The sequence below is a fragment of the Solimonas aquatica genome (assembly GCF_900111015.1).
Taxonomy (GTDB): domain Bacteria; phylum Pseudomonadota; class Gammaproteobacteria; order Nevskiales; family Nevskiaceae; genus Solimonas; species Solimonas aquatica.
Genome location: NZ_FOFS01000003.1, coordinates 99,988 through 126,883 on the forward strand (window position 1 = coordinate 99,988; position 26,896 = coordinate 126,883).

The 26,896-nt window shown below is 67.8% G+C and carries 24 protein-coding genes; 12 read left to right on the forward strand and 12 right to left on the reverse strand.

Annotated elements, in window-relative coordinates:
- Positions 1-77: 77 nt before the first annotated feature.
- The 5 genes from BMY12_RS04615 (at position 78) to BMY12_RS04635 (ending at position 4,561) form a co-directional block, all read left to right on the forward strand.
- Positions 78-746, forward strand: coding sequence for a sulfotransferase family 2 domain-containing protein (locus BMY12_RS04615; protein WP_093282696.1), 669 nt, complete (start codon positions 78-80; stop codon positions 744-746).
- Positions 727-1,611: a glycosyltransferase family 2 protein gene (locus BMY12_RS04620; RefSeq protein WP_093282700.1), complete on the forward strand. Its 885-nt coding sequence runs from the start codon at positions 727-729 to the stop codon at positions 1,609-1,611. Before BMY12_RS04615 ends, BMY12_RS04620 begins: the two co-directional genes overlap by 20 nt.
- A gap of 59 nt (positions 1,612-1,670) precedes the next feature.
- A complete protein-coding gene (gene rfaD / locus BMY12_RS04625) occupies positions 1,671-2,630 on the forward strand; it encodes an ADP-glyceromanno-heptose 6-epimerase (protein WP_093282702.1) in 960 nt (319 codons plus the stop codon).
- A 78-nt stretch (positions 2,631-2,708) separates the two neighbouring features.
- Entirely contained in the window at positions 2,709-3,755 is a 1,047-nt protein-coding gene (locus tag BMY12_RS04630) for a glycosyltransferase family 9 protein (protein WP_093282704.1), read from the forward strand.
- Positions 3,756-3,763: 8 nt separating this feature from the next.
- Positions 3,764-4,561, forward strand: coding sequence for a glycosyltransferase family 2 protein (locus BMY12_RS04635; RefSeq protein WP_093282707.1), 798 nt, complete (start codon positions 3,764-3,766; stop codon positions 4,559-4,561).
- A gap of 178 nt (positions 4,562-4,739) precedes the next feature.
- Here BMY12_RS04635 and BMY12_RS04640 read toward each other — a convergent pair whose 3' ends face one another.
- The 4 genes from BMY12_RS04640 to BMY12_RS04655 form a co-directional block, all read right to left on the reverse strand.
- Complete coding sequence (locus BMY12_RS04640) at positions 4,740-5,843, reverse strand: glycosyltransferase family 4 protein (protein WP_093282710.1); 1,104 nt, start codon at positions 5,841-5,843, stop codon at positions 4,740-4,742.
- Between the two features lie 123 nt (positions 5,844-5,966).
- The gene (locus BMY12_RS04645; RefSeq protein ID WP_093282712.1) at positions 5,967-6,995 is read right to left on the reverse strand and encodes an NAD-dependent epimerase; all 1,029 of its coding nucleotides are present in this window, start codon (positions 6,993-6,995) and stop codon (positions 5,967-5,969) included.
- Positions 6,992-7,741 (reverse strand): polysaccharide deacetylase family protein, encoded by a 750-nt coding sequence (locus tag BMY12_RS04650; protein WP_093282715.1) that lies wholly within the window; start codon positions 7,739-7,741, stop codon positions 6,992-6,994. The genes BMY12_RS04645 and BMY12_RS04650 overlap by 4 nt, the downstream gene beginning before the upstream one ends.
- 234 nt (positions 7,742-7,975) lie before the next feature.
- Complete coding sequence (locus BMY12_RS04655; protein WP_093282717.1) at positions 7,976-9,076, reverse strand: glycosyltransferase; 1,101 nt, start codon at positions 9,074-9,076, stop codon at positions 7,976-7,978.
- A gap of 97 nt (positions 9,077-9,173) precedes the next feature.
- Between BMY12_RS04655 and BMY12_RS04660 the strand changes: the two genes are divergently transcribed.
- A complete protein-coding gene (locus tag BMY12_RS04660; RefSeq protein ID WP_143068844.1) occupies positions 9,174-9,896 on the forward strand; it encodes a hypothetical protein in 723 nt (240 codons plus the stop codon).
- Here the strand turns inward: BMY12_RS04660 and BMY12_RS04665 are convergent.
- From BMY12_RS04665 to BMY12_RS04675, 3 genes are all read right to left on the reverse strand, one after another.
- Positions 9,874-10,917: a glycosyltransferase gene (locus BMY12_RS04665; protein ID WP_093282724.1), complete on the reverse strand. Its 1,044-nt coding sequence runs from the start codon at positions 10,915-10,917 to the stop codon at positions 9,874-9,876. The two genes, BMY12_RS04660 and BMY12_RS04665, sit on opposite strands and share 23 nt — an antisense overlap.
- Positions 10,918-11,202: 285 nt before the next feature.
- The gene (locus BMY12_RS04670) at positions 11,203-11,937 is read right to left on the reverse strand and encodes a glycosyltransferase family 25 protein (RefSeq protein ID WP_177188841.1); all 735 of its coding nucleotides are present in this window, start codon (positions 11,935-11,937) and stop codon (positions 11,203-11,205) included.
- Between the two features lie 60 nt (positions 11,938-11,997).
- On the reverse strand, positions 11,998-13,074 hold the full coding sequence (locus BMY12_RS04675) for a glycosyltransferase family 9 protein (RefSeq protein ID WP_093283208.1): 1,077 nt from the start codon (positions 13,072-13,074) through the stop codon (positions 11,998-12,000).
- Positions 13,075-13,217: 143 nt separating this feature from the next.
- On the opposite strand from BMY12_RS04675, the gene BMY12_RS04680 reads away from it, so the two are divergent.
- The 5 genes from BMY12_RS04680 (at position 13,218) to BMY12_RS04700 (ending at position 18,807) form a co-directional block, all read left to right on the forward strand.
- Positions 13,218-14,141 (forward strand): branched-chain amino acid transaminase, encoded by a 924-nt coding sequence (locus BMY12_RS04680; protein ID WP_093282730.1) that lies wholly within the window; start codon positions 13,218-13,220, stop codon positions 14,139-14,141.
- Between the two features lie 16 nt (positions 14,142-14,157).
- Positions 14,158-15,582, forward strand: a complete 1,425-nt coding sequence (gene hldE, locus BMY12_RS04685; protein WP_093282733.1) for a bifunctional D-glycero-beta-D-manno-heptose-7-phosphate kinase/D-glycero-beta-D-manno-heptose 1-phosphate adenylyltransferase HldE — start codon at positions 14,158-14,160, stop codon at positions 15,580-15,582.
- An 87-nt stretch (positions 15,583-15,669) separates the two neighbouring features.
- The gene (locus BMY12_RS04690) at positions 15,670-16,413 is read left to right on the forward strand and encodes a metallophosphoesterase family protein (protein ID WP_093282735.1); all 744 of its coding nucleotides are present in this window, start codon (positions 15,670-15,672) and stop codon (positions 16,411-16,413) included.
- Positions 16,403-17,857 carry a bifunctional serine/threonine-protein kinase/universal stress protein gene (locus BMY12_RS04695; RefSeq protein WP_093282738.1) on the forward strand — a complete coding sequence of 485 codons (1,455 nt, stop codon included), beginning with the start codon at positions 16,403-16,405 and terminating at the stop codon, positions 17,855-17,857. The genes BMY12_RS04690 and BMY12_RS04695 overlap by 11 nt, the downstream gene beginning before the upstream one ends.
- A 104-nt stretch (positions 17,858-17,961) precedes the next feature.
- Positions 17,962-18,807: an HDOD domain-containing protein gene (locus BMY12_RS04700; RefSeq protein WP_093282740.1), complete on the forward strand. Its 846-nt coding sequence runs from the start codon at positions 17,962-17,964 to the stop codon at positions 18,805-18,807.
- A 16-nt stretch (positions 18,808-18,823) separates the two neighbouring features.
- Here BMY12_RS04700 and BMY12_RS04705 read toward each other — a convergent pair whose 3' ends face one another.
- The 5 genes from BMY12_RS04705 to BMY12_RS04725 form a co-directional block, all read right to left on the reverse strand.
- Positions 18,824-21,886, reverse strand: coding sequence for an efflux RND transporter permease subunit (locus tag BMY12_RS04705; RefSeq protein WP_093282743.1), 3,063 nt, complete (start codon positions 21,884-21,886; stop codon positions 18,824-18,826).
- A gap of 7 nt (positions 21,887-21,893) precedes the next feature.
- The gene (locus tag BMY12_RS04710) at positions 21,894-22,931 is read right to left on the reverse strand and encodes an efflux RND transporter periplasmic adaptor subunit (protein ID WP_093282745.1); all 1,038 of its coding nucleotides are present in this window, start codon (positions 22,929-22,931) and stop codon (positions 21,894-21,896) included.
- Positions 22,928-24,301 (reverse strand): TolC family protein, encoded by a 1,374-nt coding sequence (locus BMY12_RS04715; RefSeq protein ID WP_093282748.1) that lies wholly within the window; start codon positions 24,299-24,301, stop codon positions 22,928-22,930. Before BMY12_RS04715 ends, BMY12_RS04710 begins: the two co-directional genes overlap by 4 nt.
- A complete protein-coding gene (locus BMY12_RS04720) occupies positions 24,298-24,966 on the reverse strand; it encodes a TetR/AcrR family transcriptional regulator (RefSeq protein ID WP_093282750.1) in 669 nt (222 codons plus the stop codon). The genes BMY12_RS04715 and BMY12_RS04720 overlap by 4 nt, the downstream gene beginning before the upstream one ends.
- Before the next feature lie 110 nt (positions 24,967-25,076).
- Entirely contained in the window at positions 25,077-25,778 is a 702-nt protein-coding gene (locus BMY12_RS04725; protein ID WP_093282753.1) for an esterase/lipase family protein, read from the reverse strand.
- A gap of 154 nt (positions 25,779-25,932) precedes the next feature.
- Between BMY12_RS04725 and BMY12_RS04730 the strand changes: the two genes are divergently transcribed.
- Complete coding sequence (locus tag BMY12_RS04730) at positions 25,933-26,847, forward strand: MBL fold metallo-hydrolase (RefSeq protein ID WP_177188842.1); 915 nt, start codon at positions 25,933-25,935, stop codon at positions 26,845-26,847.
- Positions 26,848-26,896: the final 49 nt, after the last annotated feature.

Sequence of the window (26,896 nt, forward strand, 5' to 3'; positions counted from 1 at the left end):
AAATGGTCTGCCGCACCCGGGATGCACAAAGGCGCCGCGACGCGGGATAATAAGCTTATTCCAAATCTTTGCGACGCATGCTGCTCAGCAACCGCCATAACTTTCTCTACGTGCACATCGCCAAGACCGGCGGCACCAGCGTGCGTGCCGCACTCAAGAGTGTGCAGTGGAAGGACCCTTACTATCTGGCGCAGTTCGTCTGCTCGCGCCTCTCGCACCTGACCGGGCACCGCATCGCCGCCAAGCTGCCGCGCCACGCCAAGATCATCTGCGCGCAGGAGATGCTGCCGCAGGACTTCTTCGCCGGGCTGTTCAAGTTCGCCTTCGTGCGCAATCCCTGGGATCTGCAGGTCAGCTCCTACCATCACCTGAAGCGCGAGCGCCCGCATCTGCTGCAGGGCCATGAGGACTTCGAGGATTTCCTGCGCTGGAAGCTGGACCCGAACCGGCCGCCGCAGTACCACCTGGACACGGTGATGACGCCGCAGACCGACTATCTGGTCGATCTGCACGGGCGCATGCTCATCGACTACCTCGGGCGCTACGAGCGCATGCAGGAGCATTTCGAGGTGATCTGCCAGCGCATCGGCGTGGCGACGCTGCGCCTGCCGCACAAGCGCCAGGCCACCGACCGCGCGAACGACTACCGCAGCTACTACAACGACCGCACCGCGCAGATGGTGGCCGAGCATTTCCACCGTGATATCGAACTGCTCGGCTACCGCTATGACGACGTCGCTGCCTGAGCCTGATCCCCGGCCGCTCGCCGCGCGCGCGCCGCGCCGGCACAGTCTCTCGGTGCTGATGATCTGCCGCGACGAGGCCGACCGCATCGAGGCGGCGCTGCGTTCGGTGGCCGGCTGGGCCGACCAGATTCTGGTGCTGGACAGCGGCAGCCGTGACGGCACGGTGGACATCGCGCGCCGCTACAGCAGCGAGGTTTACCAGACCGACTGGCCCGGCTTCGGGCCGCAGCGCCAGCGCGCACTACGCCTGTGCCGCGGCGACTACGTGCTCACCGTGGATGCCGACGAGGAAGTCACGCCGCAACTGCGCGCCGAGATCGACGCCGAACTCTCGGCGCAGACGCCACGCTGCGCGGTCTACCTGATCCGCTGGCAGCCGATCTTCATGGGCCGGCCGCTGCGTTTCGGGCGCTTCCAGGCGCCGCAGCTGCGCCTGTTCCGCCGGCAGGGCGCCGAATACCCGCAGGCCCAGGTGCATGAAAAGCTGCGCCGACCGCCGGGCGCGGTGGGTGTGCTGCGCGGACGCCTGCGTCATGACAGCTTCCGCGACTACCGCCATGTGGTGGACAAGCACACGCAGTACGCCTGGCTGCTGGCGCAGGAAAAGCATGCGCGCGGCGAGCGGGCCTCGCTGGAATTCGCGCTGCTGCGCGGCCTGGGCGAGTTCCTGATGCAGTATCTGCTGCGCGGCGCGCTGCTGGATGGCCGGCGCGGCTTGCTGATGTCGGCGATCCAGGCGCAGTACGCGTTTCACAAGTACGCCGCGCTCTGGAGCCTGCGCGCCAGCGGCGCCGCGCCGCGCGCCGAGTTCATGCCCGACAAGCGGCAGCGACGCGAGACCGCCACACCCGACGCGCCGCCCTGATCACGGTCGACGGCGATGGCCGCTTGCCTTGCTGGCGGGGTACACCGGACACTAAGTGCATGCACAAACCTGAATCGATCATCGTCACCGGTGGCGCCGGTTTCATCGGCGCCAATCTGGTGGCCGCGCTCAATGCCGCCGGCGAGCGCAACATCATCGTCGTCGACGACCTGACGGATGGCCACAAGATCCGCAATCTTGCCGATCTGCAGATCGCCGACTACCTGGACAAGGATGACTTCGCCGAGCTGGTCGAGCGCCGCGCCCTGCCGCCGCCGCGGGTGCTGTTTCATCAAGGCGCCTGTTCCACCACCACCGAGTGGAACGGTCGCTATGTGATGGAGGTGAACTACCGTTACTCCAAGCGCCTGCTGCACTGGTGTCTGGAGCAGGCGCGGCCTTTCATCTACGCCTCCAGTGCCTCGGTGTACGGTGCCGGCGCGGTGTTCGCCGAAGACCCGGCCCATGAGCATCCGCTCAATCCCTACGCCTATTCGAAATGGCAGTTCGATCAGTATCTGCGCCAGCTGGGACCGACGGCTTCGCAGGTGGTGGGCCTGCGTTACTTCAACGTCTACGGCCCGCGTGAGCAGCACAAGGGCGCGATGGCCAGTGTGTTCTGGCATTTCCGCAAGCAGATTCTCGACAGCGGCGAAGCGCGGCTGTTCGCAGGCTGTGATGGTTATGGCGACGGTGAACAGCGTCGCGACTTCGTCTACGTCGGCGACGTGGTGGACCTCAATCTCTGGTTCTGGCGCCATCCGCAGGTTTCCGGAATCTTCAACGCCGGCACCGGCCGCAGCCAGACCTTCCGTGAGGCAGCCGAAGCGGTGATCGCCGCGCTGGGGCGCGGCAGCATCCGTTACATCCCGTTCCCCGAGCATCTGAAAGGGGCTTATCAGAGTTACACGCAGGCTGATCTGGGTCGCCTGCGCGCGGCTGGGTGCACGCAGGAATTTCTCGATGTGGCAGCCGGTGCGCAGCGCTATCTGCAAGCGCTGGCACGGCAGGGTGATTGAAAGCACTGCGGCGCAGAATCCGGTCCCCCGGCTGCCACTGCGCGCCGCCAACCGGCCGTAAGTGGCCACGCAAGATCGATGAAAGCCTTCGACTTCGGCGCGCATCGCGGGCGCCTGCGCAAGATTCTGGTGGTGGAACTCCTGGGCCTGGGTGACAACGTGCAGCTGCTGCCCGCGCTCAACGAGCTGCGCGCGGCACTGCCGCAGGCGCAACTGCAGGTGATGGCGCGTGCGCATGTCGCCGATCTGTTCGTCGCCACGCCCTGGGTGGATCGTGTCTGGCGCTATCCGGTGATACCGCGCAAGCCGAACTTCGCCGAGCACCGCGCGCTGATTGCACAGCTGCGCGCCGAGCGTTTCGATCTGGTGCTCAACAGCAGCTCCAATGACCGTTCCGGCTGGATCACGGGTCTCTCCGGCGCGGCGCTGCGCGTGGGCCGCGTGCCGCGCAAGGGGCGGCTGCTGCACTGGCGCCTGATGCACAATCGCGAGATCAGCGCCAGGTATTCGGACCGGCCCATGTGGCAACAGAAACTGGAAGCGCTGCGCGACGCCGGCGTGCCGGCACTGCCGCCGACGCGCAGTGGCCGTCCGCATTTCAATGCCCAGCCACCGCCCTGGGAGCTGGTCGATGCGCGGGTGCGGGCGCTTGCCGGACAGTCGTATCTGCACGTCAGTCCCTTCGCATCTGAAGACCGGCGCGGGCTGCGGGATGCGCAGGTGGCCGCGACACTCAACGCGCTGGCGCAGCTGCAGCCGGCGCGTGCCATCGTGGTTTCGCTGGGGCCCGGCGCGCGCGAGTCGCGCAAATGGCAGGCGGTGGCGCCGCTGCTGCGGTTCGAGCCCGCCGCGCTGTTCGCCGGTGATCTGGACACCGTGTCCTTCCTGCGACTGGTGTCCGGCGCCGCGCTGCATCTGGGACCGGACTCCGGCGGCGTGCACGTCGCGCGCCTGTTCGGCGTGCCGACCGTGTCCTGGATCCGCCAGCATCGCGGCACGCCGGAATGGATTGCCGATGAACCCGGCAGCGAGGCCTTCGTGTCCAGCGAGCACGATGAGCAGGGCGTACTCGACATCAGCCCCGAGCAGCTGCTGCAGGCGGCGCAGCGCTGTCTGCGCGACTGAGTGCCACCATGCTCAGCGCCCGTCCGCCGCGCCGGCACCGTCTCTCGGCCCTGCTGATCTGCCGCGACGAGGCGGACCGCATCGAAGCTTGCCTGCAGTCACTGGCCGGTTGGGTCGATGAGCTGATCGTGCTCGACAGCGGCAGCCGCGATGACACCGTGGCCATCGCGCGGCGCTACAGCACGCAAGTCTATGAAACCGACTGGCCGGGTTATGGCGCGCAGCGGCAGCGTGCGCTGGAGAAAGCCAGTGGCGACTACATTCTCTCCATCGATGCCGACGAGCGCGCCACGCCCGAGCTGCGCGCCGAGATCGATGCCTTGCTGGCGCAGGCGCAGCCGGCCTGCGGCAGCTGGCAGCTGCGCTGGGAATTCTGGTTTCTGGGTGCGCGCATCCGGCATGGCCGCTTCGAATCACCGCAGACGCGCCTGTTCCGTCGCGAAGGCTTGCGCTGGCCGCCGCTGCCGGTGCATGAAGCGCCGATACTGCCGCCGGGCCCCACCGGGCTGCTGCAGGCGCGGCTGCCGCATCACAGTTTCCGCAACCTGCGGCATGCCTATGAGAAGCACAGCGAATACGCCTGGCTGATCGCGCAGCAGAAGTACGCCGCCGGCAAGCGCGCCAGCCTGGGCATGGCGATGTTGCGCGGCGGCTGGGAGCTGTTCGTGCAGCTGCTGCTGCGCGGACTGTGGCGCGATGGTGCGCCTGGCCTGCAGCTGGCGCTGCTGCTGGCGCACTACGCGTTTCTCAAGTACGCCTATCTGGCGAGCCTGAGCCTGGAGTCGCCGCCAGTATCCGGAACCTAGTGTCGTGAGTCAGAAGTTCCTTGATGAAGTCGCCGAGGATTTTTCGTGGCTGGCAAGGCGCGCCGACGAGGCATAGTGGTGACTATGGCGAGGAGGCGCAACGCCGCCAGACGCGAAAAAGACCGGCGAATTCGCATGCGAATTTCTGACTCACGACACTAGTGCAGCGCGCGCTGCACTAGTGCGGCCGGCTGGCCGGCGACAGCGCCGCCGGGTGCGAGGGGTGCAGCGCGCGCTTGTACACCGCTTCGATGCGCGCGGCCATCACGTTCACCGTGAACTCCTGCAGGAAGCGGCGGCGTGCGGCGGCGCCCAGCCCGGCGGCCCAGGCCGGATCGGCGTGCAGGCGGCGGATGGCGGCGGCCAGCGCCTCGGCGTCGTTGGCGGGAACCAGCAGACCGTTGTATTCGTGCTCGATCACTTCCGGGATGCCGCCGACCTCGCTGGCCACGATCGGCAGGGCCTGCGCGCTGGCTTCGAGCAGGCTCAGTCCCAGGGCCTCGCGCCGCGAAGGCTGCAGGAAGATGTCGAACATCGCCAGCGTCTTGCTGGCCTCTTGCTGCTGTCCCAGGAAACGCACGCGGCTTTGCAGCTGTTCGCGTTCGATCTGCGCCTTGAGCTGTTCCTGCCAGTCCGCATCGCCATCGCCGTACAGGAACAGCTGCAGCGGCAGATCGCGCAGGCGGCTCAGCGCCGCGATGGCCAGATCCTGAGCCTTGTCCGGAATCAGACGCGCGAGCATCACCAGCGCGCAGTCCTCATCCTTCAGGCCCAGGGCGGCGCGCGATTCGCGGCGCTGGCTCAGGGTCAGCACGCCGCTGTCGGCGATGCCGGGATAGATGGGATCCACCAGCGAGCGGCCATAGCCCTGCTGGCGCAGGCTGAGGTGCACCGCCCAGGACACCGGAATCAGGGCTTGCGTATCCGCCAGCCAGCGCCCGGCCGTGGTGGAGTGCGCGGTACCGACGGCGGGCACGCCGACGCGATGTCCGGCCCAGGTCGCGTAGCGCGTGCCGCGCATGGAATGGCCGTGCACGATGTCGGCATCGACCTTCCGCAGATAACGCGCCAGCTTCACCGCCGACAGCGCGTCGTACATGCCCCGCATCGGCAGATGCAGACTGGGAATGTTTCGGGCCAGCACCTGCTCGCCCAGCCAGCCGTTGTGCGGGCCAGCGAAATGTACGAGATGGCCGCGCGCGCGCAGCGCGTCGAGCAGCTTGAGTACATGACGCTCCGCGCCACCCAGCTTGTGGCTATGCATCACCACGACGATTTTCATGCGACGGTCCCGCCCCTGCCGGTCTGCCGCGCTCGGTTGCGCAGGGCCGCTACCTTAGGCCTGCAAACTTATGTTGTGCTTACGCGGCGCAGGGGTTCTGACTGCAGGTATCGCAAGGCGGCATCAGGCTTTCGGGAAGCTTTCCGAAACGCCGTAGTGCTCGCGATACCAGGCCACGAAACGCGGGATGCCGGTCTCGATAGGGGTGGTCGGGGAAAACCCGACGGCTTGCTGCAGTGCGTCGATGTCGGCATAGGTGCTGGGCACATCACCGGCCTGCATCGGCAGCAGGCGCTTCTGCGCGGTCCTGCCCAGCGCCTGTTCCAGCAGTTCGATCAGGCGCAGCAGCGGCACCGGCCGATGATTGCCGATGTTGTAGAGCCGATAGGGCGCCGAGGACGAGGAAGGGTCGGGCGTGGCGCCGTGCCACTGTGCATTGGCGCTGGCCACATGGTCCGAGGTGCGCACCACACCTTCGACGATATCGTCGATGTAGGTGAAGTCGCGCTGCATATCGCCGTTGTTGAACACATCGATGGGCCGGCCTTCGAGAATCGCGCGCGTGAACAGGAACAGTGCCATGTCCGGCCGGCCCCAGGGGCCGTAGACCGTGAAGAAGCGCAGGCCGGTGGTGGGCAGACGGTAGAGATGGCTGTAGCTGTGCGCCATCAGCTCATTGGCCTTCTTGCTGGCCGCGTAGAGGCTGATCGGATGATCGACGTTCTGCCGAACCGAGAACGGCATGCTGCTGTTGAGGCCGTATACCGAGCTGGACGAGGCGTAGGTCAGATGCTCCACGCCGTGCTGGCGGCAGCCTTCCAGCACGTTCATGAAGCCCACCAGATTGCTGTCCACATAAGCGTGCGGATTCTGCAGCGAGTAGCGCACGCCGGCCTGCGCCGCCAGATGAATCACACGCTGCGGCCGTTCACGGGCGAACAGCTCGGCCATGCCGGCGCGGTCGGCGAGGTCGAGCTTGTGGAAGCGAAAGCTTGCCTGCCAGCGGAGCTGCGCCAGGCGCGCTTCCTTGAGGCTCACTTCGTAATAGTCGTTGAGGTTGTCCAGGCCGATGACCTCATCGCCGCGCGCCAGCAGGCGCTGCGCGGTGTGAAAGCCGATGAAGCCGGCGCAGCCGGTGACGAGAATTTTCATGGCAGTGTGTTTCGCTTGACGGCCTGACCCTTGGGCTGGTTCTTCGCGTGCAGCTTGAAGGCGAAGCCCAGCACATTGTCACCGTAGGAGATGGCCTTGCGCGGCAGGGCCAGGGGATCGAAGTCAGCGGTGGCGGCGCCGCGCTGACAGGTCACACCGGAGACATAACCGGCCTCGGCGGCAGCTTCGACCGTGGCCAGATCATGCGAACCGTAGGGGTAGCAGAAATGCGGCACCGCGCGGCCCATTTCATCTTCGAGCCGGCGCTTGCTGCCCACCAGCTCCTGTTGCAGCTGCGTGGCCGGCAGGCCCTGCAGGCGGATGTGGTGATAGGCGTGGCTGCCCACTTCCACGCCGCGCGCCGGCAGTTCCCGCAGGCGCGCGTAGTTCATCAGGGTTGGCACCGGATGGCCGTCAGCCGCCAGCCATTCGCCGCGACCACCCGCCATGCCGGCAATGGCGTAGAGAATCGCGGGGAAGCCGTGCTGCTGCAGAATCGGCAGCGCGTATTCGTAAAAGTTGTCGCAGCCATCGTCGAAGCTGAGCACCACGGCGCGCGGCGGCGGCTCGCGGCCTTCGCGCAGCAGGGTGCAGGCCTGGCTCATCGACAGCACCTGTGCGCCGACGGCCTTGAGATAGCGCATCTGCATGGCAAAGCGGCCGACATCGCAGTAACTGGCACGATGCGTCCGCATCGGCGCAAAACGCCCGACCTGGTGATACATGAAGATGCTGATGCCGCGCATAGGGCCGTGATTTTAGCGGCAGCGGGACGTGAGGCGTGAGGCGAAAAAGGCAAAGCTTTGTCATTCCCGCGCAAGCGGGAATCCCGTGATCGGGCGCCGCAAGCTCAGTAAGAGTGCTACTGGATGCCTGCTTGCGCGGGCATGACAATCATTTTCTACTTGGAGTCTCTGCGTCCCTGCGTCTCTGCGTGATTCTTTGCGCTTGATCGGCCGATCGTGCGGCCAAGCCCGCGCCTACCGGGATCGTGCTTTTTCGGCGAGCAGCTCGCGGTAGACGGCGAGATTGCCCTCGACCATGGTGTCCACCGAGAACTCGCCGGCGATCAGCGCGCGCGCGGCCTGGGCCATGCTTGCGCGACGCGCCGGGTCCTGCGCCAGCGTGATGATGGCCTGGCCCAGGGCCTGCGCATCGCCCGGCGGGACCAGCAGACCATTGACGCCCTCGTGCACGGCCTCGGGTATGCCGCCCGCACGTGCCGCCACAATCGGCACACCCGCCGCCGAGGCCTGCAGCAGCGACACGCCCAGGCCTTCGGCATAGGCCGGATGCGCGACCAGATCCAGCGCACCGATCAGGCGCGGCAGGTCTTCGCGAAAGCCGGCGAGCTGTACGCGCTCGCTGAGCTTCTGCGCCTGGATGGCGGCCTGCAGCTCCTCGGCCAGCGGGCCCTTGCCGAAAAACACCACGCGCAGATTCGGAATCGCGGCGAGCAGCTGCGGCATGGCCTGCAGCAGCAGCGCATGGCCCTTGCGGCGGATCAGCTGCGCAATCACCGCAACCACGAAGCTGTCGGCAGGCATGCCCAGTTCATGGCGCAGCGCCTCGCGGCTGAGCGGCTCGACCGCTTCCGGCATGAAGGCGCTGCGCACCACGCGCAGCTTCTCGCGTGGCACACCGTGCGCCGCCAGCACGTCAGCGATGGCCTGCGAGATCGCAATCACGCGGTCATACAGCCGGTACTTGAGCGGCACCAGCAGGCGGGTTTCGGGATTGTCGATGCGCCGTGAATAGATCACCGGCACGCCTTCCAGCCGACCAGCCATCGCGCCCAGCACTTCGGGACCACGGCGGCTGTGCAGATGCAGGATGTCCGGACGGTGCTGGCGGATCAGGCGGCGCAGACGGCCGATCAGGCCCAGATCGAGATCGCCGCCGATGGCAATCGGCAGGCAGTGCACCGGCAGTGCCGCGATGCGCCGTGCGGTCAGCGAGTCCTGCGGCACCACCACGAAATTTTCCACGCCGCGCCGCGCCAGGCCTTCGACCAGAAACGCCACCTGGCGCGCGCCACCATAGAAGTTGGGGCCGCCTTCAACGTGCATCAGCTTGAGCATCGGCCGTCTGTGATCTGCGAAAAAGCGAGGGGAACAGGCTCCATTATACTGGCCGCCCGTCGCCACAGCCCGCCGCTGCGCAGAGCCTGAAAGACCCATGCGAATCCTGTCGATGTACTGGAACAACGTGGACCGCGAGTTCGTGCGTCTGCAGCGCGAGGTGTTCGCCAAACTGGGTTATGTCATCGAGCAGCAGGAGCGCACGGGCATGGCGCATGGCCTCTGGCTGGACGCGATGCTCGAAGCCGCGGCGCCGGACGACATCCTGCTGATCGTGGATATCGACTGCATCGCGCTCAATGCCGGCATCGTCGAGCGCGCGCGGCTGGCGGCGCAGGAAGGGCGCCTGTTCGGGTGTGCGCAGGTGGCCAACTATCTGCAGGACCGCAGCGTCTATGCGGCGCCGATGTTCATGAGCATCAGCAAGGCGACCTGGGAGCGCATGGGGCGACCGTCAGCGCAGTCCGACGCGCAACAGGATGTCGCGCAGAGCCTGAGCCGCGTGGCGCGTGAACATGGCATTGCCATCGAATTGCTGCAGCCCACCGCCAGCCTGATTCCGATGTGGCAGCTCGATGGCGAGCGGCTGTTCGGCATCGGCACCTTCTACGAAGGCGGCGTGATGCATCTGTTCCAGTCGCGGCATGATCGCTACACGCCGCTGTTTCGCGCCATCTGCCAGGATGTGCTCGACGGCCGCTATCAAGGGCCGCACCGCTATCTGGAGCTGGCGCAGCGCCTGGAACTGCGCGCCGGACTGCGCCGTGCCTGGAAGGCCTTCTGGCGCTTCAAATGGCTCAAGCGCCCTTCTGCACCGTGATGATCGGGCGCGGCGTGTCCGGCCGACGCTCATCGGGCGTGGACAGGGTTTCGCCGGCCATCACCCGCTCGTAGAGCTTGAGATAACCCTTCACCGTATCTTCGATGCGGGCCACACGCTCGCGGCAGCGCTGCGCCCATTCGCGGTGTTCCTGCGCCGTCAGGTCCAGCAGGCGGCGGCTGGCGTCCAGGGCTTCCTGGTAGTTGTGCACGATCAGGCCGGTCTGCTCGTGCTCGACGAATTCGGCCAGCGAGCCATTGGGCGTGGCCAGCACCGGCGTGCCGCTGGCCAGGGCTTCCAGCACGGCGATGGCGCCGGGCTCGTGCCAGTTCACGGCGTGGAAGAGGAAGGGCGCGCGCGCCAGCAGCTGCAGCTTCTGCTCGCCATCGATGTAGCCGAGACGCTGCACATAGCGCATCACCGCCAGCGGATGACGGCACCAGTCGCCCCAGAGCTTGGGACGGATCCAGGGCGGATACTTGCCGCTCATCTTCAGCGGCACCTTCAGCTGCAGTGCCAGATCGATGGCGGTGCGCGCGTTCTTGTGCGGCCATTCCATGCGCGAGAGAAACAGCATGAAGCGGTCCTTCTCTTCGCTGTAGCGGTAGTCCTGCACCGGCACGCCGTTGCGCACGAAGCAGGAGCGGCCATGCACGCGCGCATGCGCCTGCGAGACGAACACCGCATTGGGCAGCAGCTTCACCTCGGGCGGGCGCACGCTGTGCTCGGTGAGCACATAGGGATGCTGCTGCAGCGTCTCCAGGTCCGGCGGTGCCTTGTGCAGATGCAGCACATCGCAATCCTTGGGCAGCAGCTCGCGCAGGGTTTCCTCGCCGTGACGCGGAATCAGCGTCACGCCCGGCAGCACCTGTTCGACGGTGCTGGCCGGATTGCCGATCACGCTGACTTTCAGGCCCATGGCGTGCTGCGCACGCACCAGCCAGTAGACCACGCGCTCGGTGCCGCCGTAACCGACCGGCGGAATGGGATAGGGATTGGGCGAGTAATGGACGATGTGCACCGTAGGGCCTGTTAACGTTCACTTTGGGGGCTGCGACGGAGGTCGTTTTGCCGCAGGGCAAGGCGGCAGACGCGCCGCTTGGTGGTTCCAAGCCAGCGGCTGCCAACGCCGCCCTGCGGCAAAACGGCCCCGTCCCTTTGGGTTGCGCCAGAAATTGCGCCGTGCGGCGTTGCGAAACTTGGCCTTGGCCCCGTCAATCGCTTTTGGGCCAAGGCCTGCGTTTCGCGCCTTGCGTGGCGCGATTTCCGGCAGCAACGCGGCGCTCGAATTGAATGTTAACAGGCCCTAGTCCCTATGCCAGAGATTGAACCAGTCGCGCTGGAGGTGATCGCCCATGCGCGTGAGCTTGCGCCGCAGCCGGCGCGCCAGACTGCGACGCTGTTCGAAGCGCGAATTGCCGATCAGCGAGGCCGGTGTGACGCCGGGCTCGTCGTGGCGGATGTGATAGGGGACGATGGCATAGCAGGCCAGACCATGCGTCCAGAAAGCGTCCAGCACCATGTCCACGGCGTCGATCCACACCTGGCTGTGAGCGAGCAGGGCGCGGGCGCCTTGTGGTGACAGCGCGTAGCACTGTGTGCCGAACGGGCCTTTCAGATAGCGGATCAGCTGATGGCCGTTGCCGAGTTCGCGGATCCGCTTGCGCTTGCGTTGCACCAGGCCGCAGAGCCGGATCAGATGGTATTGCGCGATCAGCGCGCCGGTGTGCGCAAAGGCCTGCACGAATTCGGGCGTGATGCTGATGTCGTCTTCCATGATCACCAGCGGCTCGCCGCTGCTGGCGCAGAGCTGCCAGAGCCGGTAATGGCTGGCAAAGCAGCCCAGCTCGCCGGGGCTGAGGGGATGGCCCAGTTTCCACAAGGCCTGCGCTTCGTCGTAGCGCGACACACCGGCCAGTTCGCCGCGCGAAGCGTCCGTCGCCTTGAAGAATTCATAGTCCAGGCCCAGCCCATCGAGCTGCTGGCGCATGTGCTGACGGCGATCGGCGGATCGCTCGAGATTGATGACGTGGATTTTCAAGCCGTGATGCGCGGACGGGAGCTGGGTGATTCGAATGGGGCGGCGCGGTGCGCGCGCATGCTAGCGGCCGGGCGCGGCACGGAGCAAGCCGGCGGCGGCCGAAGTCACGCGGTCCACGGTGAGCTGGCGCATGCAGTCGTAGCGGCCTTCGCAAGTCGGCGAGCGGCGGCAGGGTGAGCAGGGCAGGGCTTCGTAGAGCACGCGCAGGCGCGCCTCCTCGCCCGCACTGCCCAGCTGCAGGTAAGGGCAGGTGGAGCCGAACAGCGCCACGGTGGGCGTCTGCACCGCGATGCCGATGTGGGTGAGGCCGGTGTCCACGCCAATCACCAGCTGCGCCTGCGCCAGCCAGGCCGGCAGCTCGGCGACCTTGGTCTGGCCGACCAGATTGACGATCGGCACCGCCGCGGCGGCGAGGATGCGGGCGGCCGCCTCGGCATCGCCCGGTCCGCCGAACAGCGCAATGGGCCGCGTCTCGCCCTGCTGCGCCAGTGCGCCGGCCAGCTCTGCCCAGCGCGATTCGAACCAGTGCTTCTGCGGCCGCGTGGTGAACGGACAGAAGGCGATGAACCCCCCGGCCAGGCCCAGCGCGCGGGCGCGCGCCTGCACGCTGTCGCGCTGCGCCGCGCTCGGCTGCAGTCGCGGCGGGCCGGCGTACTCGCCGGTCAGGCGCTGCGCCAGATAGCGGTACTCGGAACTGATGTCGCGGATCTCGCCGCCTTTGGGCAGCAGATGATGAATCAGGAAACTGCCGGGTTCCTTGGAGGCGAAGCCGATGCGCGTGCCGCCGGCCAGCGCCGCCAGCAGCCGCGACTTGAACAGACCCTGGGCTTCCAGCACGTAGTCGTAGCGGCGCGCGCGCAGCTGCCGGCGCAGGCGCCACAGCGCAGCGGGGGATTTGAGGGTCTGCGGCGTCAGCGTGATCACCTCGTCCACGCGCGGATCTTCCCGGAGGATGCCGGCGAGTCCGGCCTGCGCCAGCCAGTGGATGCGCGCGCGCGGCCAGCGCCGGCGCAGGCCATCGAGCAGGCTGGAGGCGAACACGATGTCGCCCAGCGCGGAGACGCGCACCACCAGAATGCGCGGGGCTTGCGGGTCGGCGGGCGGTGGCAGGGTCAGCGCGGTGGTGGCTTGTGACATGGCGCGCATGCTCGCCGCGGCGGCGCGGGCATGCAAGCGCGGCGCTCCCGCCACCGCGGCGGCGCCCCTATAATTGCCGCCCTTACAAAGTCCACGGCCGCTGGCCCAGCGGCTGCCCACCCTACAGGCACAGGAATCAGCGCATGAGCACATTTGCCGACCGCGACGGCTATATCTGGTACGACGGCGAACTCAAGCCCTGGCGCGAGTGCACCACGCACGTGCTGACCTACACCCTGCACTACGGCGTCGGCTGCTTCGAAGGCGTGCGTGCCTACAAGACGCCCAAGGGCACCGCGATCTTCCGCCTGGAAGACCACACCAAGCGTCTGTTCAACTCGGCGAAGATTCTGGCGATGAAGATGCCGTACACGGCCGAGCAGCTCAATGCCGCGCAGAAGGAAGTGCTGCGCGCCAACAAGCTGGAATCGGCCTACATCCGGCCGATGGTGTTCTACGGCAGCGAGGGCATGGGTCTGCGCGCCACCGGTCTGCAGACGCATGTGATCGTCGCGGCCTGGACCTGGGGCGCTTACCTGGGCGCCGACAACATGGAGCGCGGCATCCGCATCAAGACCAGCTCCTTCCAGCGCCACTACGTGAACTCCTCGCTGTGCCGCGCCAAGGCCAATGCCAATTACCTGAATTCCTCGATGGCCCTCAACGAGGTGCTGCGCGACGGTTACGACGAGGCGCTGATGCTGGATCCGGAAGGCTTCGTCGCCGAAGGCAGCGCGGAAAACATCTTCGTCATCACCAACGGCGTGCTCAGCACCCCCGATGTCACCAGCGCCCTGGACGGCATCACCCGCCGCACCGTGATGCAGCTGGCCGAGGACCATGGCTACAAGGTCGTCGAGCGTCGCATCACCCGCGACGAGCTCTATACCTGCGACGAAGCCTTCTTCACCGGCACCGCCGCCGAGGTCACGCCGATCCGCGAGGTGGACAACCGTCCGGTGGGTGAAGGCCGTCGCGGTCCGATCACCGCCAAGCTGCAGGCGGCGTATCTGTCGCTGGTGCAGGGCCAGGACGGCAATTACCCCGACTGGCTGGCCTACATCTGAGTCGGCGCAGAACCCGATGAGTATCAGGCTGCCGGATTTCACCCGGGCCACGGTGCTGGTGGCCGGCGATGTCATGCTGGACCGCTACTGGTTCGGCCTTACCTCGCGCATTTCCCCGGAAGCGCCGGTGCCGGTGGTGCGCATCAACCGCGAGGAGGCGCGCCCCGGTGGCGGCGCCAATGTCGCGCTCAATGTCAGCAGCCTGGGCGCGCGCACGCATCTGCTCGGCGTGGTGGGGCGCGACGATTCCGCGCAGCAGCTGGCTTCGCGCTGCGAGGCGCTGGGCGTGCAGCCGCACTTCGTGCTCAGCGAGCAGTCGCCGACCATCACCAAGCTGCGCGTGCTGTCGCGCAACCAGCAGCTGATCCGCCTGGACTTCGAAGAGATTCAGGGCGAACGGGTGAGCTTCGACCGCCTGGATCTGCTGGAGCGTTACATGCCGCTGCTCGAGGCGTGCGGCGTGGTGGTGCTCTCCGACTACGGCAAGGGCACGCTGTTCGACGTGGCCGATCTGATCGGCTTCGCCCGCGACCGTGGCCGGCCGGTGCTGATCGATCCCAAGGGCACGGACTGGCGGCCGTATCGCGGCGCCACCCTGCTCACCCCCAATCTCAGCGAGCTGGAAGCCGTGGTGGGCAGTTGCCGCGACGAGGCCGATCTGGTCCAGCGCGCCGAGCGCCTGCGCGAAGATCTGCAGCTGCAAGCCCTGCTGGTCACCCGCAGCGAACGCGGCGTGAGCCTGATTGCGGCGGGGCAGCCGCCGCTGCATCTGCCGTCCCACGCCCGCGAGGTCTACGACGTGACCGGCGCCGGCGACACCGTGATTGCGACGCTGGCCGCAGCCCTGGCCGCCGGCAGCACGCTGGAAGACGCCTGCCGTCTGGGCAACCAAGCAGCCGGCATCGTGGTCGGCAAGCTGGGCACCGCCACCGTCAGCCGCGAGGAGCTGGAGCAGTCACTGAATCCGGGCGCCGGCAGCGGCGTGCTGGACGAGGACGCCTTGCTGCTGGCGGTGCAGCGCGCCCGCGCCGCCGGCCAGCGCATCGTCATGACCAATGGCGTGTTCGACGTTTTGCACGTGGGCCATCTGCGCTATCTGCAGGCGGCGCGCGAGCTGGGCGATCTGCTGATCGTCGCGGTCAATGACGATGATTCCGTGCGGCGCCTCAAGGGGCCGAGCCGTCCGCTCAACGCAGTGCCTGAACGCATGGAAATGCTCGCCGGGCTGCGCTGCGTGGACTATGTGACCGCTTTCGGCGAAGACACGCCGGCGCGCCTGATCGGCCGCGTGCTGCCCGATCTGCTGGTCAAGGGCGGCGACTACCGGCCCGAGCAGATCGCCGGCTATGAAGCCGTCACCGCCAACGGCGGCGAGGTGCGGGTGCTGGACTTCCACGACGGCTACTCGACCACCGGCCTGATCGAAAAGGCGCGCGGCTGACAAGCCCGCCGGCATCGTGCGACCTTGACCGGCGGCAAGCCGGCGTCGCGAGCGGGCGCTAGGATACAAGCGGAGGTTCAGGACCCGATGAAGCTCGCCGTGCTCACCGATCTGCATGCCAACCGCGAAGCCCTGGAGGCCGTGCTCGAACACGCGCGCGCGCAGGAAGTGCAGCGCTATGCCCTGCTCGGTGACTTCGTCGGTTACGGCGCCGAGCCTGGATGGGTGCTCGACACGGCAAGGGAGCTGGTGGCGCAGGGCGCCATCGCGCTGCTGGGCAATCACGATGAGGCGGCGCTCAAGGGCGCGCCGCAGAACATGCGCGCCGATGCCCGCGAGGCGATTGCCTGGACGCAGCGACAGCTGTCGCCCGCGCAGTTCGATTTCCTGCGCAGCCTGCCGCTGACCCAGCGCGAGGGCGCGATCCTGTTCGTGCATGCCAATGCCGTGGCCCCGGGCGAGTGGGGCTATGTGCGCAGCCGCAGTGATGCGGTAGCCAGTCTGCAGGCCGGCGGCTGTCAGTACCTGTTCTGCGGGCATATGCATGACCCGCGTCTGTATTACCTCTCGGGCACCGCCAAGTGCGGCGACTTCGTGCCCAGCGACGGCGTGCCGATTCCGGTGCCGGCGCATCGCCAGTGGCTGGCAGTGCCGGGTTCGGTGGGGCAGCCGCGCGACGGCAATCCCGCCGCCGCCTATGCGATTCTCGATCTCGCCGCGCAGGAACTGGTGTTTCACCGCGTGCCCTATGACCACGAGCGCGCCGCCGACAAGATCCGTGAGGCCGGTCTGCCGGCGTGGTTCGCGGACCGCCTGAGCGATGGCCGCTGAAGGCAGCGCGGCGCCGCTGGCCGCCGGCCAGCTCATCGATGATTTCCGTCTTGAAGAGCGTTTGCATCAGGGTGGCATGGCCAGCCTCTGGCGGGTCACGCGCGTCAACAGCCCGCCCGGCGCCAAGCCCGATCCGCCGCTGATCATGAAGGTGCCGCGCATCAAGGGCGGCGAGGACCCGGCCACCATCGTCGGCTTCGAAGTGGAGCAGATGATCATGCCGCGCCTGACCGGGCCGCATGTGCCGCGCTTCGTGGCCAAGGGTGATTTCACGCGCCAGCCCTACATCGTCATGGAGCACATCCCGGGCGAGACGCTGCGTCCGCGCCTGGACCGGGCGCCGCTGCCGGTGGCCGAGGTGCTGGACATCGCCAGGGCGGTGGCGGCGGCGCTGCAGGATCTGCACCGCCAGCGCGTGGTGCATCTGGATATCAAGCCCAGCAATGTGCTGTTCCGTGCCGATGGCAAGGCGGTGCTGATCGACTTCGGCCTGTCGCGCCATGAGCAGCTGCCCGATCTGCTGGAAGAGGAATTCACCATTCCCATGGGCACCGGCCCCTATATCTCGCCGGAACAGCTGCACTATGTGCGCGGCGATCCGCGCAGCGATCTGTTCGCCCTGGGGGTGATGCTCTACCACCTGAGCACCGGGCGCCGGCCCTTCGGCTCGCCCGACAGCATCCGCGGCCTGCGCAAGCGGCTCTACGTCGATCCGGTGCCGCCGCGGGCGCGGCGCGCCGACTGTCCGCCCTGGCTGCAGGAGCTGATTCTGAAGTGCCTGGAGATCGATCCGGCGCAGCGTTACCAGAGCGCCGCCCAGCTGCTGCTGGACCTGCAGGACCCGCAGCAGATCGCGCTCAGCGCCCGCGCCGCGCTGCTGCGGCGCAGCGGCTGGCTCCGGCGCGGCTGGCGCTGGCTGTTCGCGCATGCCCCGGAGGCGCCGGCGGCGGCGCAGAGCGTGGCGGCGCTGGCGCAGAAGAATCCCATCGTGATGGCGGCGGTGGACGTGGAGAACGCGGCATCGGCGCTGCTGGTGCAGCTGCGCGACACCGTGCAGCGCCTGGTGCTCACCGAGCCCGGCGCGCGCCTGGCCTGCGTGAGCGTGATGCGCACCGCCCGCATCGGCATGGACGAGCGCACCGATGCCCAGGGCCAGAGCCGGCATCTCAAGCAGCTGGTGGCGCTCAAGCACTGGGCGCGGCCCCTGCACAAGGCCCTGAAGCTGGAGGAGGGGCGGCTGACCTTCCATGTGCTGGAGGCGCCGGACGCCGCCACCGCGATCATCGAATTCGCGCGGCGCAATGAGGTGGACCACATCGTCATGGGCGCGCGCGGCAGCCGCGCCCTGCGCCGTTACCTGGGCAGCGTGTCCTCGCAGGTGGTGGCGCAGTCGGACTGCAGCGTGACCGTGGTGCGGGCGCAGCAGCGCGTCGTCGGCGAATAAGTACCGTTCACCGCCTGGAATCGATTTCTGCGGAAACCGTGGATTTAAGTTCTGATACCGCCTGTCGCTTACTGAGCAGGTTCCACGATGACCGGTGACCAGCCATGCCCGATTTCACTCGCTTTCATCGTCTGGTCGCAGAAGCGCTCGCGGCGGACCGTCTGGTATTACCGAGCCTGCCCGAGGTGGCGCTGCATGTCCGCGAGCTGACGCTGCGCGACAACGTCACCGTGCCCCTGCTGGCGGCGGCGGTGCACAAGGATCCCGCCACCGCGGCGCGCCTGATCCAGGTGGCCAACAGCGCGGCGGCGCGCGGCGGCCGCCACGTCGAGAACGTGCGGCAGGCCATCACCCGCCTGGGCCTGGAAATGACCCGTCTGCTGGTCTGCGGCCTGGCCGTGGAACAGATGTTCAAGCGCGGCTCCTCCGGCATGGAATATCGTTTGCGCTACATCTGGGAGCAGAGCCTGGAAGTGGCCGCCGGGGCGCAGGCACTGGCCGCGTATCAGGGCTCGCTGAATCCGGAAATGGCCATGCTGGCCGGACTGATTCATCACATCGGCGCACTGCCGATTCTGCGTCTGGCGGAAAACCGCCCGGAATCGATCCGCTTCGAAGCCGACATCGACGATGTCGTGGACAACCTGGGGCCGCGCATCGGCACCATGGTGCTGCGCGCCTGGCATTTCCCCGCCGAACTGGCGCAGCTGCCGGAGCTCTGGCCGCAGTTCTCGCGTCGCCACGAGGGGCCGGCCGACTATGTCGATCTGATCCAGGTGGCGCTGCTGCAGAGCCGCGCCGGCAACGGTTATCCCTGGAACGAGGTCGAGCGCATCGGCGTGCCGGCCTACGACAAGCTGGGCGTGACGCCCACCATGGATATCTACAAGCTGCCGGGCTACGGCGGCGCCGTCGCCCCCACGGCCAGCGCCGATTCGGCGGTGGCCTGAGCGGGCGGGCTGCGGCTCAAACCGTCACGCGCGGCAGCTGCGGTCGCGGCAGGCTCGGCGGCAGCAGCTTGTACATCACCGGCGTCACCAGACGCCCGGCCAGGGTGGAGCTGATCAGGCCGCCGATGATCACCAGCGCCATCGGTGAGTACAGCGGCGAATCCTGCAGGGCCAGCGGCAGCATGCCGCCGATGGCGGTGACCGAGGTCAGCAGGATCGGCAGGAAGCGGATCTGTCCGGCCTCGGCGATGGCCTCGTCCAGACCCTTGCCCTCGGCGCGCAGCTGATTGGTGAAGTCCACCAGCAGGATCGAATTCTTGATCTCGATGCCGATCAGGGCGATGAAGCCGATCACGGCGGTGAAGCTGATGTCGTAACCGCAGAGGAACAGCATCAGGATGCCGCCCATCACGCCCAGCGGAATCACCGTGGCCACGATCAGGGTGCTGCGGAAGCTGCCGAACTCCAGCACCAGGATCGCCAGGATGCCGCCGACGGCAACCATGATCGCGGTGCCGAAGCCGGCGAAGCTGTCCTGGCGGCCCTGCAGCTCGCCGCCGGCCTCGTAGCGATAGCCTTCCGGCAGCTGCATGGCATCGAGCTTCTTGAGCAGGCCCAGGGTCAGTTGCTCGGTGTTGTAGCCGGCGGCGGTGTAGGCGGTGAGCGAAACCGCGCGCTCGCGATTGCGACGGTAGATGCGCGGCGGTGAGTCGCTGAGCTTGAGCTCGGCCAGCTGCGCCAGCGGAATCTGCGCGCCGCTGCTGCTGCCGATGTGCAGATCCTGCAGCGTGCTCAGGTCCGGGCGCGGCGACATCGGCGCGCGCAGCACGATGGGGTAGCTGTCGCCATTGCCGACGCGGAACTCGCCGGCCGACAGCCCCGCCACCGCCAGACGCACATCCTGGCTCAGTTCCAGCGGCGAGACGCCCAGCAGGCCGGCCTTGCCGGTGTCCACGTCCAGATGCAGATCCAGGCGGCTGCGGCGCAGCGGATTGACGATGTCGCGCACGCCGGGCGTGTCGCGCATCACCGCTTCCAGGCGTGCGGCGAGCTGGCGCAGGGTTTCGAGGTCCGGGCCGATGATGCGCAGCGCGATGGGCGCTTCGATGGGCGGACCGTTCTCGAACTCCTTGAGCACGATGTCGGCGCCGCTGAAATCGTCGAGCTGACGGCGCATGCGCTCGTAGAAGGCGCGGGTCTTGTTGGCGTCGTAATGCTTGAGCTGCACGAACAGATCGCCGTAATTGGCCGACAGCTCGCGCGGGAAGATGTTGTAGTAGATCTGCGGATTGCCGTGGCCGACATTGCTCAGCACATGCGCGACTTCCGGCTGCGCCAGCATCAGCTTCTCCACGCGCCGCAGCAGGGCATCGGTGCTGCTCAGGCTGCTGCCATTGGGCAGGTTGAGCTGCACCATGAACTGCGGCGTGTCGGCCTTGGGGAACAGGCTCTGGCCCATCAGCGGAATCAGCCCCGCCACCGCCAGGCAGCCCAGGCTGGACAGCAGCACGGTGCGGATCGGGTGGGCCAGGGCGCGCTGCAGGATCGGCGCGTAGATGCCGTGGATGCCGCGCATCAGCCAGCGCAGCACGGCATTGCCTTCATGGTCCTCATCTCGCGGCAGCAGGCGTGAGGCCAGGAACGGAATCATGGTCAGCGCCACCAGCAGCGAAGCGCCCACCGTGAACAGCACCGCCAGCGGCATGGAACGGATGAACTTGCCGGAGTTGCCGGGCAGGGCCAGCAGCGGCAGGAAGGCGAACATCAGGGTCGCCGTGCAGCCCAGGATGGCGAGTGAAATCTGCTTGGTGGCGCGGATCGCCGCTTCGTCCGGCGGCAGGCCTTCACGCAGATGCCGGGCGATGTTTTCGGTGACCACGATGGAATCGTCCACCAGCAGGCCCAGCGCGATCACGAAGCCGGCGATCGACAGCTGGTTCAGGGAGAAACCGGCGAAGTACAGCGCCGCCAGACCGCTGGCCAGCGACAGCGGCAGCGAGACCATGACGATGCCGGCGGCGCGCAGACCCAGCGGCAGCAGGGTGACGATCACCAGCAGCAGGGCGATGCTGAAGTCCTTGCCCAGGCGCTTGAGACGCGTATCGACATTGCGCGACTGATCGAAGCCCAGCTCCAGCGTCACGCCGGCCGGCAGGGTCTTGCGGAATTCCTCGGCGGCGGCGAGCAGCTGCTCGCGGGTGTCGAAGATGTTGCGATCCTTCTTCTGGTTGGCGGTGACATACACGGCGCGGCGACCGTCGAAGCGCGCGATGTAATCCAGCGAACCGGAATCCCAGCGCACCTGCGCCACGTCGCGCACGCGGATCGCGGCGGCGCCGGTGCCGACGATCACGGTGTCCAGCACTTCCTGCGGATCGCGGTAGCTGCCCACGGTCTTGATGTTGAAGCGCCGCCCGCCGGTTTCCACCGCGCCACCCGGCACATTGCTGTTCTCGCCCTGCACCGCATTGAGCACCTGCAGCGGCCGCAGATTGAGATCGGCCAGACGCTTGAGATCCAGCTCCACGCGCAGCTCGCGCTGCGGATAGGCCCAGGTCTCGGCTTCGCGCACACCGGAGACGCGCTCGAAGCGATCCTTCAGATCCTCGGCCAGATCCTCCAGGGTGCGATACGGCAGGGTCTCGGAGACCAGCGCGTACTGCACGATGTTGACCAGGCCCGGATTGACCTTGTGGATCTCCAGGCTGGACACGCCGGCCGGCAGCTTGCGGCCCAGGCCGTCGATCTCGCGCTGCAGCTCGTCGAACTTCTTGTCGGTATCGACGGAGGCTTCGAACTCCACGCGCACGATGCCCAGGCTGTCGTCGCTGGTGGAGTCGATGTGCTTGACGTCGTCCAGGCTGTGGATGGCGTCCTCGATGGGTTTGACCAGCTGCTGTTCGGCCTCGCGCGGGTCGGCGCCGGGATAGATCGCCACCACCGAGAAGGCCGGAATCGGAAAGTAAGGGTCCTCGGTGCGTGCGATCTTCTGCCAGGCGGAAAAGCCCATGGCGGTCATCAGCACGAACACCACCAGCATGAAGGGGACGTTGCGGACCGCGAATTCGGAGATGCGCATGGCGCGTTTACTGGACCACGCGCACGGTTTCGCCGTCGGCAAGGAAGGCCGCGCCGTCGGTGATCACGCGGGTGCCGGCGGGCAGCGCGTCCTGCAGGGCCACGCGCTCGCCGTTGAGGAAGGCCACGTTCACGGTCTGCTGCCTGGCGCGCGTGCCGTCCAGCACGAACAGCTGCGCCTGTCTGCCGTCGCCGGACACCAGCGCGGTGAGCGGCACGTAGCTGCGCCGCGCCTCGCTGCGGCTTTCGATGCTGGCGCGGCCGATCAGGCCGCTGGGCAGGGTCTGTTCGCCGGCCTCGATGGCGAGTTCCACCGGGAAGGTGCCGCTGCGCGGATCGGCGCTGCCGCCCAGCTCGGCGATCGTCGCCGTGAAACGCTGCTGCGGAAAGGCGTCGAACTGCACCTGCGCCGGATCGCCCAGCTTGAGCTTGACGATGTCGCGGTCCGGCAGGCCCAGGCGCAGCACATAGCCCGACTGCGTGCGGCTGCTGACCAGCACCGGCTGCCCGGCGGCGACCAGCTCCCGCTCCTCGGCCAGGCGCCGCAGCACCACGCCGTCGGCGGGCGCCAGGATCTGCGCATAGCCATGGTTGTAGCGCGCGGCATCGAACTGTGCCTGCGCGATCTTGGCGGCGGTGCCCAGGTCTTCGACCTGCTCGCGGGTGACGACGTTGTCGCGGTACAGACGCTGGCCGCGCTTGAGGTCACGCTGCGCCTTGTCGCGCGCGGCCTGCGCCTGCGCCAGGCCGGCGTCGGCCTCAGTGGCCTCGATCTCGGCCAGCAGCTGATCCTTTTTCACGCGCTCGCCGGCGCGCACGTGGATCTTCGCAATCACGCCGCCGATCTTGAATGCGAGCCTGGCTTCGTCGCGCGCCGCGAGCACGCCGCTGGCCACCACCGGCGCCAGCGCCGGACCGGTCTCGACGGGCGCGACCTGCACCGCGCGCGGCAAGGGCTTGGCTTCCTCCGCGTCGGGATGCCGGCAGGCGCTCAGCGCCAGACTTGCCGCGAGGCAGAGGAAAACGGGCAAAGGCTTGAGCCTCATGGCGGCGGTCCCAACAGAGCTTCGGGCAATGGATAACGGGCTTCGGCGAGTTCCAGCTCGGCGGCGCGATCCAGCGCCGTGCAGCGCGCCACTGCCAGGCCCAGGCGGGCTTCGCGCAGGGCGCGTTCGGCATCGAGGAATTCGATCTGCGACAGATAAGCCTCGGCGCGTTTCTTCTCGGCGATGCGGAAGGCTTCCTCGGCGGCGTCCAGGCGGGCCTGGCTGGTGGTGATGGCGCGCAGCGCGGTGCCCAGATCATCGGCGGCGCTGCGCCGCGCCAGACGCAGACGCCGCTCCAGGTCCTCGCGCTGATCCTGCAGCTGCCGGCTCTGCGCGAGCGCACCACGCCGCTGCGCGCTGCGCGCACCGGCTTCGAACAAGGACCAGCGCAGCACCAGCGACACCGTGCCGAAATCCGCATCCGGGCCGAAGTCGTAGCGCTCGCCCTGGATGCCGTAGTCGGCGGCCAGGCCCAGGGTCGGCAGATAGCCGTTGCGCGCCACGCGCTCGCCGGCGCTGGCGGCCTTGAGACTGGCGTCGAGCTGGCGGATTTCCGGACGCAGCTGTGGCGTGCCCACGGCCGGCGGCGGCAGGCCCAGGGATTCCGGCGCGGGCAGCGACAGCGGCGCGTCATCGGGCTTGGCGCGCAGCACATTGATCAGGCGCCGTGCCTGCGCGGCCTGCGCGCGCGCGGCGTCGAGCTGCTGCACGGCGGACAGGCGCTCGGCTTCGGCGCGCAGCACGCGGTCGCGCGTGGCCTTGCCGTTGTCCAGCAGGGATTGCGACACGCGCACGTTTTCGCTGAGCAGATCGAGACTGGCCTCGACGATGCCCACCGCCGCCTGCGCCTGCACCGCGCCGTAGTAGGCGCGCTTGGTTTCGCGCACCAGCACGCGGGCATAAGCCTCGCGCGACTCGCGGCTGGCATCGAGCAGCGCGCGCTGCGCATCGACCTGCGCCCAGAGCTGCGGGGCGAACAGCGGCGCCGAGAGGCTGAGCTTGGTTTCCTGCTCGCGGCTGCGCAGCAGGGCGATGCTCTGGTCCTGCACGGTGGGGAACTGCGGCGGCTGGCCGCTGGCCACCAGCTGGCGGTTGAGCGTGTCGTAAACCGGATTGAGCAGGCTGCCGATGGGAATATCGATGGTGCGGCCGCCCTCGGCGCGCGTGTAACGCGCATTCAGGCTCAGCTCCGGCCATTGCTTGGCCTGCGTCTGTTCGAGATTGGACTGCGCGATGTGCACGCCCTGCTGCTGCGCGTCCAGGGCCGGATTGGCGTGCAGGGCCTCGTCGATGTAATCGCGCAGCAGTGCGTCCTCGGCGCGCGCCAGACCCGGCAGCAGCATCAACAGCAGCAGCAGGCGCCGGCTCATCGTGCTTTTTTCCGGCCCGGCAGGGCTGCCGGCTGCAGGCCGCGCAGCGCCAGCTCCAGGCCCTGTTCGAGAATCGCGTCCACGGCCACGCCGGCGTCGGCCAGGAACTCGCCCTTGGTCTGCGCGATCTGGATCAGGCCGTGGGTGAAGGCCCACAGCGTCATCGCCACCAGCATGGGCTGCTCGATATCGTCGCGGATGGAACCGTCGCGCATGCCGGTGTGCAGCGTGGCGACGGTCAGCTGATGCACGGCGATGCCGGCCTGCAGCACCGCGTGTTCCACCGAGCCCTCGGCGCCGCAGCCGGCCTGATGCGCCTCGAAGCGGGACAGGGCCGCGAAATAGGCCGGCTCTTCGCGCGCGTAGGCGATGTAGGCGCGGCCGATGGCCAGGACCTGCGCCGCACCATGGCTCTGCTGCGTCACCGCCGCCTGCATGCGCGCATGCAGGGTGCGCAGCGCCCGCAGGCAGATGGCGAACTGCAGCTCGGCCTTGTTCTTGAAGTACAGATACACCAGCGCGCGCGAGATGCGCGCGGCGCGGGCCACGTCTTCCATCTTCGCGGCTTCGAAACCCTGCGCATGGAACACCGCGACCGCGGCGTCGATGATCGCTTCGCGGCGCTGTTCCTTCTCGTCGTCGCGGCGCTGGCGGCTGCGGTTCATGGCGGCAGGGATTGGAATGAGCCGCCACTTTACTGACGTGGTGTCAGTAATTCAACACATGTCAAATACGATGCCCGCCAGCGCGCTGCGCACGGCTCGCGGGGCGGGGTTCAGGCCTGCAGGCGCTCGCAGACGATGCGCAGCACCTGCGGGTTGAAGGGCAGACCGAAGTGGCTGCCGCGCACCTCCAGGTTTTCGCACTGCGGCGCGGGGTCTTCCAGTGAAGCGCGCCAGGCGACGATGCCGTCGCTTTTGCTGTAGACGGCGGTGCAGGGTACCGGCGGCGCGACGATGCGCCGGGCGAAGCCTTCGAGCTCGGCTGGGCCCACGCCGCCGCCGCCGTTGGCGAGCTTGAACAGCAGCACCATGTTGTTGGCATTCGGATGACCGTTGATGGGGCTGCCGAGCGTGATCACGCGGCGCACCCGCGTGCTCTGATGGCGCGCCATCTCGCGCGCGAACACCCCGCCCAGGCTCCAGCCCAGCAGCAGCACGCTCTGGCCGTGACGCTGCGCCAGTTCGTCGAGGCGCGCGGCCAGCGCCTGCTTGAGGCCGGCGCGCATGCCCAGGTTGCGGCCCTGGCCCCAGCCGTGCGCGGCATAGCCCAGATCGCAGAGCAGACGGCGCGGCGCGGCGAGCAGCGCATCGTCGCAGCCGAAGCCGGGAATGATCAGCAGCGGCTGCTGCTGTCCTGCGGGCAGCTCCCGCAGCAGACGACGGGACTGCCAGGCAAAGCGCGCGCGTTCGGCGAGGATGCGGCTTTCCATCAGCAGCAGAAGTTTGCCGGGCGGGTTTAAGTCTTGAAGCGGCATGAGACCTGCGGTGGCGGCGGAAGGCGGCGCAGCTTAGAGCCTATCCGTGAATTGCGCGCGCAATTTACGGACAGGTTCTTAGCCGATCAAGGGAGCAGGGTTTATGCTGGGCCGGCGGGGCGTTGCGCAGCCGGATCAAAAAGGGGAAGCCGTCATGAAGAAGACGCTGCTGGTGCTGCTGTTGCTGCTGGGCGCGCTGCTGTGGAGTTTTCTGCCACAGCGTCTGGACGTGCCCCAGCCCGGCGTGATCACGCTGCCGCCGGGCCCCGCCGGGGTGCCGGTGCAGCTGGCGGTGATGCACACCGGCAGCATGCAGGCCAAGGCTTTCTTCGCCTATCGCGGCGGCGGGCTGGAGGATCGCGAGTTCGGCATGGACGTGGTGCTGCTCAAGCATCCGCGCGGCCTGCTGCTGATCGACGCCGGCTTCGCCAGCGCCTGGCCGCAGCATCTGGCCGCCACGCCGGCGCTGCTGCGCACGCTGTCGCGCACGCAAGGCGGCGAGTCTGCCGCTCTCCAGCTGGCCAAGGTCGGCATCCAGCCGCCGCAGCTCGCCGGGGTGCTGCTCACGCACGCGCACTGGGATCATGTCAGCGGCCTGGCCGATCTGCCGGGCGTACCGGTGCTGGTCAATGCCGAAGAGAAACATTTCATCGAACACGGCGGCGAGATGTCGGCGCTGGCGCGCAGTCTGGGCAAGCTCAACTACCAGCTCTACGACTTCGAGCACGGCCCTTACGCCGGCTTTGCCGCCAGCCATGATGTGTTCGGCGACGGCAGCGTGATCGTGGTGCCGGCCGGCGGCCACACGCCCGGCTCGGTGATCGTGTTCGTGCACAGCGGCGCGCGCGTCTACGCGTTCATCGGGGATCTGGCCTGGCAGCACGAGGGCGTCGATCTGCCGGCCGAGCGGCCCTGGCTGGCGCGCAGCATCGTCGATGTGAACCCGGCGACGGTGCGCGCGGATCTGGCGCAGCTGCATCGTCTGGCGGCGGCCAATCCGCAACTGCTGATCGTGCCGGCGCACGATCATCGCGTGATGCAGACCCTGCCCCAGCTGGCGGCGCCCTGAAAAAAAGCGGCGGATCGTGTGATCCGCCGTTGGGGGTGCGCCAATCCCT